This window comes from Streptomyces sp. BRA346 (assembly GCF_052851135.1).
Genome location: NZ_JAIWIH010000037.1, coordinates 24,556 through 31,570, shown reverse-complemented (window position 1 = coordinate 31,570; position 7,015 = coordinate 24,556). Strand labels below are relative to the sequence as shown.

The window sequence follows — 7,015 nt, the reverse complement described above, 5'->3', positions numbered from 1 at the left end:
GCACACCATGAGCACGGTGCCGGAAGGCGAGCCGTTGATCTTCAATCCGTTCACACCGGACTTCATGAACGATCCGTATCCGCACTACGCGGAGTTGCGCAGGGAAGTGCCGGTGCACGAGCACCCGGGCGGCTTCTGGATGCTCTCCCGCTACCAGGACGTGTTCGACCTGCTGCGCTCCAGCCTCTCCGTCGAACAGCGGCATGTCGCCCCGGGGCCCTTCCGCGACGCGTACGAGAAGGCGGGCGTCACGGACGAGCCGCGGTTGAAGGGCCTCGCCCTGCTGGACCGGGACCCCCCGGACCAGACCCGGCTGCGCAAGCTGGTCACCCAGGCGTTCACGGTACGCGCGGTCAACGCCATGGAGCCCCGCATCCACGCCCTCGTCACCGACGCCCTGGACAGCTTCGCCGAGGCCGGGGGCGGCGACCTGGTCGAGACGCTGGCCTTCCCCCTGCCGTTCACGGTCATCTCGGACATGCTCGGCATGCCCCCGACCGACACCCGGCACATGCGGGAGCTGACCGGCACGCTGATGCGCTCGGTCGAACCGACCACCGATCCCGTGGTGATGAGGGCCGTCGAGGCCGCCGACGCGGAGCTGTTCGAGCTGGTCGGTGACGCCGTCGCGTGGAAGCGGAACCACCTCGCCGACGATCTGCTCAGCGCGCTCATCGCTGCCGAGGACGACGGGGACAAGCTCACCCACGACGAGCTGGTCGCCCAGGTCACCATGCTCTACGTCGCAGGTCACGAGACCACCGTGAACCTCATCTCCGGCGGCACCCTCGCCCTGCTCCGCAACCCCGACCAGCTGGAACTCCTGCGCGCCAAGCCCGAGTTGGCGGCCAACGCGGTCGAGGAGATGCTGCGCTACGACGCCCCGGTGCACAACAGCAGGCGGGTCACGCTGGAGCCGTACCAGGTCGGTGAGTACGAGATCCCTCCCGGCTCCTTCATTCTCGCCAACCTGGCCGGGGCCAACCGGGACGAGGAGTTCTTCGGACCCGACGCGGAGGAACTGCGCCTGGACCGGGCGAACGCGCGCCGCCACGTGTCCTTCGGCGGCGGTATCCACCTTTGCCTCGGCGCCACCCTGGCCCGTATCGAAGGCCGGGTGGCGATCGGAGAGCTGGTGCGCCGGTTCCCCGATCTCGCCCTGGACGGCGAGGTCGAGTGGAACGGACTGCTCAGCCTCCGCGGCGCGGCACGCCTGCCCATACGGGTCTGAGCCAGCACCGCGGCAGACCGAACCCCTTCGACGACGAGAGTGACGATGAACGAATCAGCACCCACGACGACGGTCGGCCACGACGCCGTGCAGCACGTCAGGGACCTCCCGGTGGCCGAACGACGGGACGACGCCTGGCGGACACTGGCCGCCCTGGGCGAGCCCGCCCCCACGGCGGACGGCCTCGCCCTGACCAGCTTCGCCGTCGTCAAGGCGGTGCTCAAGGCGCCGGACCGGTTCTCCCTCGCGAAGGTCTTCGAGGCCGTGGAGACCGGATACCCCCTCATCCCGCTGGCCTTCGACCCACCCGAGCAGACCCACTACCGGCGCATCCTGCAACCCCTCTTCAGCCCCCGCCGGATCCGGCCGCTCACGGACGCGCTGCGCGCCCAGGCCGTCGACCTCATCGAGGCGGTCAAGGCCCGCGGCGGCTGCGACTTCGTCGCGGACATCGCCGTCCCCTTCCCCGCGCAGGCCCTGCTGACCCTCCTGGACATGCCGCTCGCCGACCGGGACAGGCTCATCGCCTGGAAGGACGCCGCCCTCCAGCTCACCGCCAACGCCGCCGGTGAACTCGTCCTCACCGACGATGAACGGGCCGCCAGGGTGGACCTGACGATGGCCATGGCCGGCTACCTCGCCGAGCTGATCCAGGCCCGTCGCACCCACCCCGGCGACGACATGCTCAGCGAGATCCTGGCCCTGGACGGCGAGGACCGGTTCTCCGACGAGGAGGCGATAGGGCTGTGCCTGATGCTCGTCCTCGCCGGTCTGGAAACCGTCACCGACGCACTGGGCCTCACCATGGAGCGCCTGGCCACCGACCCCGCTCGACGTCGTGAACTGGCGGACGACCTCTCCCTCGTCCCGGCCGCGGTGGAAGAATTGCTGCGGCTCGACCCACCGGCCCCCTTCCTCCCCCGCATCACCACCGAGGACGTCGAGATCGGTGGTTGTCCCATCCCCGCCGGCACCCTCGTCAACGCCCACCTGACCACCGCCAACCGCGACGAAAGCTGCTGGCCGCACCCCCACGACACCGACTTCCACCGCCCGGAAAACCCCCACACCAGCTTCGGCGTAGGTGTCCACCGCTGCCTGGGCACCCACCTCGCCCGCCTGGAAATGCAACTGATCCTTGAGGAATGGCACCGCCACATCTCCGACTACGCGATCGCCGAAGGCACCCCGCACCGAGCCAGACTGATCCGCGCGAACATCGGCCTGGAATCACTGCACCTGACCTTCGACCCGAGCCCCCCGCCCCACTCGGCCGTCTGACACTCCGGCCCCCGGCCGGCCGGCGGACGGAGTCCGTGGCGCGGTGTGGTGGGCCGCGGTGCCCAGCGCCGCGAGCGTCATGGCCACGAGCAGGGGTGGCCGACCTGGTCGGACGAGTTCAGCGTGGCGTGTCACCCGCCACTACCTGGAGCGCATCGAACGCATCGACCCGCTCCTGCACGCGGTGATCGAGGTCGATCCCGACGCGCTGCGCGAGGCCCGGCGCCTGGACGCGAGCACGCTGCAAACCGGCCTCAACGGGGCCGCGGGCCGGGGGCGGCCACCCAAGGTGGCCGCCCACTCGGCTGTTTTCCTCGTGGTCGAGCCGCTGGGCGATGGCGTCGACGGCTTGGCGGGCTGCGGGTTTGATGAGGTGGCCGTAGATGTTGGCCCTGGTGGAGATCGTGGAGTGGCGCAGGGTCTTCGAGACGATGGTCAGCTCGACGCCGTGGGTCAGCGCCAGGGTTGCGGCGAGGTGGCGCAGGAAGCCGATCGCCTGGGCCGGGTCCCGATGGTGCGCCCGGCGGAGGCCGGGCGTCGTCCTCGGAGGACTGCTCTCCCTGATCTTCTGCCGACTACTGGGCTGCCGCCTCTTGCTGGGCCGATCGACCGCCGCGAGCAACGCCGAGATCCTCGCGCTACCGCCGTCTCGTGCGCTGGGAATGGCGCCAGATCCCAACTTCCCGTCTCGGTCCCGGATCATGAACCGTGCCCGGCAGTCAAGGTCTTCGGCGGCAGGAGGCGGTATGGCGGTGTGCGACGAGGCCGCGGTGCCAAGCGAGGATCTCAGCGTCCTTGTCCCGGTCGGTCATTGGCAGCAGGCGCAGCATCGCGAACCCGTTCGTCACGCCGAGGTAGCCAGTCGCAGCAGCACGGTCGATCATCTTGCCGCGGTGAGCGCCAGCCTCGCGGCACTCGCTGTAGTCCCACCTGCGTGTAACGAGACGCCGATGCCAGCGGAGCAACGTCCCTGGCGTGACAGGTAACACCTGCGCCCAGCGACGCCGGGGTCAGCGAGGACATTGCCGCGAACCACAACCGGTCCGCCCACTGGTACCGCACCGGACTCGCACGTTGCCTGCGCAGTACCGAGTTCTCGTGCCGGAGCACGAGCAATTCAGCTCCGTGGTTCCGTCGAGTGACCGTGTCACGCAACACATTCGACTGACATTGTCAGGTGACAATGTCGTAGGTACGTTGATTGCAAGCGACAGCCGGTGCGGCATGGAAGGCAAACTCATGACCAAGACGTCCCCGCGTGGAATCGAGCCGATCCCTCAGCGTCCGGCCCTCCCGCTGGTCGGCCACGCGTTCAGCGTCCCCAGCGGTGCCGACGGCCTGCTCCATGTGATGAAGGAGGCCAAGGAGCTGGGGCCGGTCTTCAGGCTCCGGATCTTCGGCAACGACATCAACTTCGTCTCCGGCCTGGACCTCGTCACCGAGCTCGCCGACGAGACCCGCTTCCGCAAGAACGTCCACCCGGACCTCGTCGTCCTCCGGGCTATCGGCGGAGACGGGCTGTTCACGGCCTTCAACGACGAGCCGAACTGGCGCAAGGCGCACGACATCCTCATGCCGGCGTTCTCGCTCGGTGCGATGCGCGGGTACCACGCGACGATGCTCAAGGTCGCCCGGGAGCTGATAGGGAAGTGGGACCGGGCGGCAGGCACGGAGCCCGTGGACGTCGCCGCCGACATGACACGGCTCACCTTCGACACGATCGGCCTGTGCGGCTTCGGCTTCGACTTCGAGTCGTTCGGCCGCGACGAGGCGCACCCCTTCGTCACCTCGCTGTCCCGGGCGCTCGGTTTCGCCCAGGAGAAGGGGGAGTCCATCCCCGGTACGGAGATCTTCAAGTGGCGGCAGGCCGAACAGTTCCGCGGCGACGTCACCCTGATGCAGGACCTGGTCGACGACGTGATCCGGCAGCGCAGGGCTTCCGGCGACCAGAGCACCGACGACCTGCTCGGGCGGATGCTGCACACCCGCGACGCCGTGACGGGCGAACCGCTTGACGACGTGAACATCCGTCACCAGGCGATCACGTTCCTCATCGCCGGGCACGAGACCACCAGCGGGGCGCTGTCCTTCGCTCTGTACTACCTGACCAAGCACCCCGAGGTCCTGGCCCGTGCCCAGGCGGAGGTCGACGCGCTGTGGGGCGACACGGACGCGCCCGAACCGGACTACGGGGACATCGGGAAGCTGACGTACATCCGCCAGGTGCTCAACGAGGGCCTGCGGCTGTGGCCCACGGCGCCCGTCTACGCGGTGGAGCCGCTGGAGGACACGGTCATCGGCGGTAAGTACGCCGTGCGCAAGGGCGAGTCGCTGCTGGTGCTCATTCCGCAGCTGCACCGGGACCCGGCCTGGGGCGAGAACGTCGAGCTGTTCGACCCCGACCGGTTCCTGCCCGAGCGGGAGGACGCACGCCCCGTCCACTTGTTCAAGCCGTTCGGCAACGGCGAACGCGCCTGCATCGGCCGCCAGTTCGCGCTGCACGAGGCGACCCTGGTCCTCGCGCTGTTGATCCACCGCTACCGGCTGATCGACCACACCAACTACCAACTGAAGATCAAGCAGTCGCTCACTCTCAAGCCCGACGAGTTCACACTGGACCTGGCCCGGCGGACCGCCGCGGAGCGTCGCCGTCCCGCCGCCGTGAGCGGCGTACCCGCGGCCCTGGAGCGGCCCGCGGCCCGGCGCGTCACCGGCACCGCACTGACCCTCCTGCACGGCTCCAACCTGGGGACCTGCGCGGGCATCGCCCGGGATCTGGCCGAGGACGGCGGCGAACGCGGATTCACCGGGACCGTCACGCCCCTCAACGAAGCGGTGGGAAAGCTGACGCCCGGCGCCGGACCCGTGGTGATCGTGGCCGCCTCCTACAACGGCAGGCCGACCGATGACGCCACGGAGTTCGTCGCCTGGCTGGAGGGACTTGAGCCCGGCTCGCTCGACGGCGTCCAGTACGCCGTACTCGGTGTCGGAGACCGCAACTGGGCCGCCACCTACCAGCGTGTCCCCACCCTCATCGACGAGAAGCTCACCGCCGCGGGCGCCGTACGCCTTCTGGAGCGCGGTGCCGCCGACGCCTCCGGGGACTTCGGCGGCACCGTCGACCGGTGGACCGGTGACCTGTGGACCGCCCTCCTCGACCGGTACGGAGCCGAGGGGGAGGCGGCCGCGGTGGAGACGGAGACCGACCAGGACGCGGGGCTGTACGAGCTGCAGGACACGACCGACTCGGTCATCGGCGAGCTCGCGGCACGCCACGGCGTCCAGCCGATGGAGGTGCTCGACGCGTACGAACTGGTCGACATGGACCACCCGCTCGGCCGCTCCAAGCGCTTCGTGCGGCTGCGGCTGCCCGACGGCGTCACCTACCGGACCGGCGACCACCTGGCGGTACTCCCGCGCAATCCCGACACCCTGGTCCAGCGGGTCGCCGACCGGTTCGGCCTGGACCTGGACCGCACCGTCCGGCTGCGCGCCCGCCGCCGGAGCCGGGGCGCGCTGCCCGTCGACCGCCCGCTGACCCTGCGCCGGCTGCTGACCGACTTCGTCGAACTGCAGGACCCGGCGACCCAGGAGCAGGTCGCGGTGCTCGCCGAGCACACGGCCTGCCCGCCGGAGAAGCGCCCCCTGGCCGAGCTGGCGGCGGCGGATGCAGAGGCCTTCCGTGAGCAGGTGACGGTCGCCGGGCGGAGCGTCCTGGACCTGCTGGAGCGCTACCACGCCTGCGAGTTGCCGTTCGAGCGCTTCCTCGAACTGCTCCCCGTGCTGCGCCCGCGTCACTACTCGATCTCCTCCTCCGCGCAGGCGGCTCCGGGCGAGGTGGACCTGATGATCTCGCTGCTGGCAGCACCCCACCGCGGGGGCGAAGGGACCTTCCAGGGCATCGCCTCGCACTACATCCAGACCGTTCGGGCCGGGGACACCGTCCAGGCCAGGGTGCTTCCGTGCAGCGAGTCGTTCCGTCTGCCGGAGGACCCGTCCGTCCCCGTCATCCTGATCAGCGCGGGCACCGGCCTGGCCCCCTTCCGCGGGGCCGTCCTCGACCGCAAGCATGCGGGAGCGACCGGGACGCTGCTGTGCTACTTCGGCTGCGACCACCCCGACGTCGACTACCTCCACCGCGAGGAATTCGCGGCGGCCGAGGCGGCCGGAGCCGTCAGCATGCGCCCCACCTTCGCCTGCGCGCCCGAGGACGGCGCGCGCTTCGTCCAGGACCGCATCGCAAAGGAGAGCGACGAGGTCTGGGCCGCACTGGAGGGCGGCGGACGCGTCTACATCTGCGGCGACGGCCGCCGCATGGCTCCCGCCGTGCGCGAGGCGTTCATGGCCGTCTACCGCAAGTACACGGGCGCGGACGACGAGGAGGCCACCGCCTGGCTCGCCGCCCTGATCGAGTCCGGCACCTACGTCGAGGACGTCTGGGCCGGCTGAACACACCGGATCCCCGCCACGGGGCACGGGCGTCCGCAGCGCCCGTGCCCTGTC

At 70.1% G+C, this 7,015-nt stretch carries 4 protein-coding genes and 1 pseudogene; 3 read left to right on the top strand and 2 right to left on the bottom strand.

Features of this window, described 5'->3' with window-relative positions; genetic code table 11:
* Positions 1–7: 7 nt before the first annotated feature.
* Positions 8–1,231 carry a cytochrome P450 gene (locus LCH29_RS34315; protein ID WP_446465596.1) on the top strand — a complete coding sequence of 408 codons (1,224 nt, stop codon included), beginning with the start codon at positions 8–10 and terminating at the stop codon, positions 1,229–1,231.
* A gap of 45 nt (positions 1,232–1,276) precedes the next feature.
* Complete coding sequence (locus LCH29_RS34310) at positions 1,277–2,512, top strand: cytochrome P450 (protein WP_446465595.1); 1,236 nt, start codon at positions 1,277–1,279, stop codon at positions 2,510–2,512.
* Between the two features lie 118 nt (positions 2,513–2,630).
* Here LCH29_RS34310 and LCH29_RS34305 read toward each other — a convergent pair whose 3' ends face one another.
* Together LCH29_RS34305 and LCH29_RS34300 are read right to left on the bottom strand one after the other, a co-directional pair.
* The gene (locus LCH29_RS34305) at positions 2,631–3,134 is read right to left on the bottom strand and encodes a hypothetical protein (RefSeq protein WP_446465594.1); all 504 of its coding nucleotides are present in this window, start codon (positions 3,132–3,134) and stop codon (positions 2,631–2,633) included.
* Positions 3,135–3,420: 286 nt separating this feature from the next.
* Positions 3,421–3,670: pseudogene (locus LCH29_RS34300) on the bottom strand (integrase core domain-containing protein); the annotation flags it as partial.
* An 81-nt stretch (positions 3,671–3,751) separates the two neighbouring features.
* Between LCH29_RS34300 and LCH29_RS34295 the strand changes: the two are divergent.
* Entirely contained in the window at positions 3,752–6,961 is a 3,210-nt protein-coding gene (locus tag LCH29_RS34295; protein ID WP_446465593.1) for a bifunctional cytochrome P450/NADPH--P450 reductase, read from the top strand.
* Positions 6,962–7,015 lie beyond the last annotated feature (54 nt).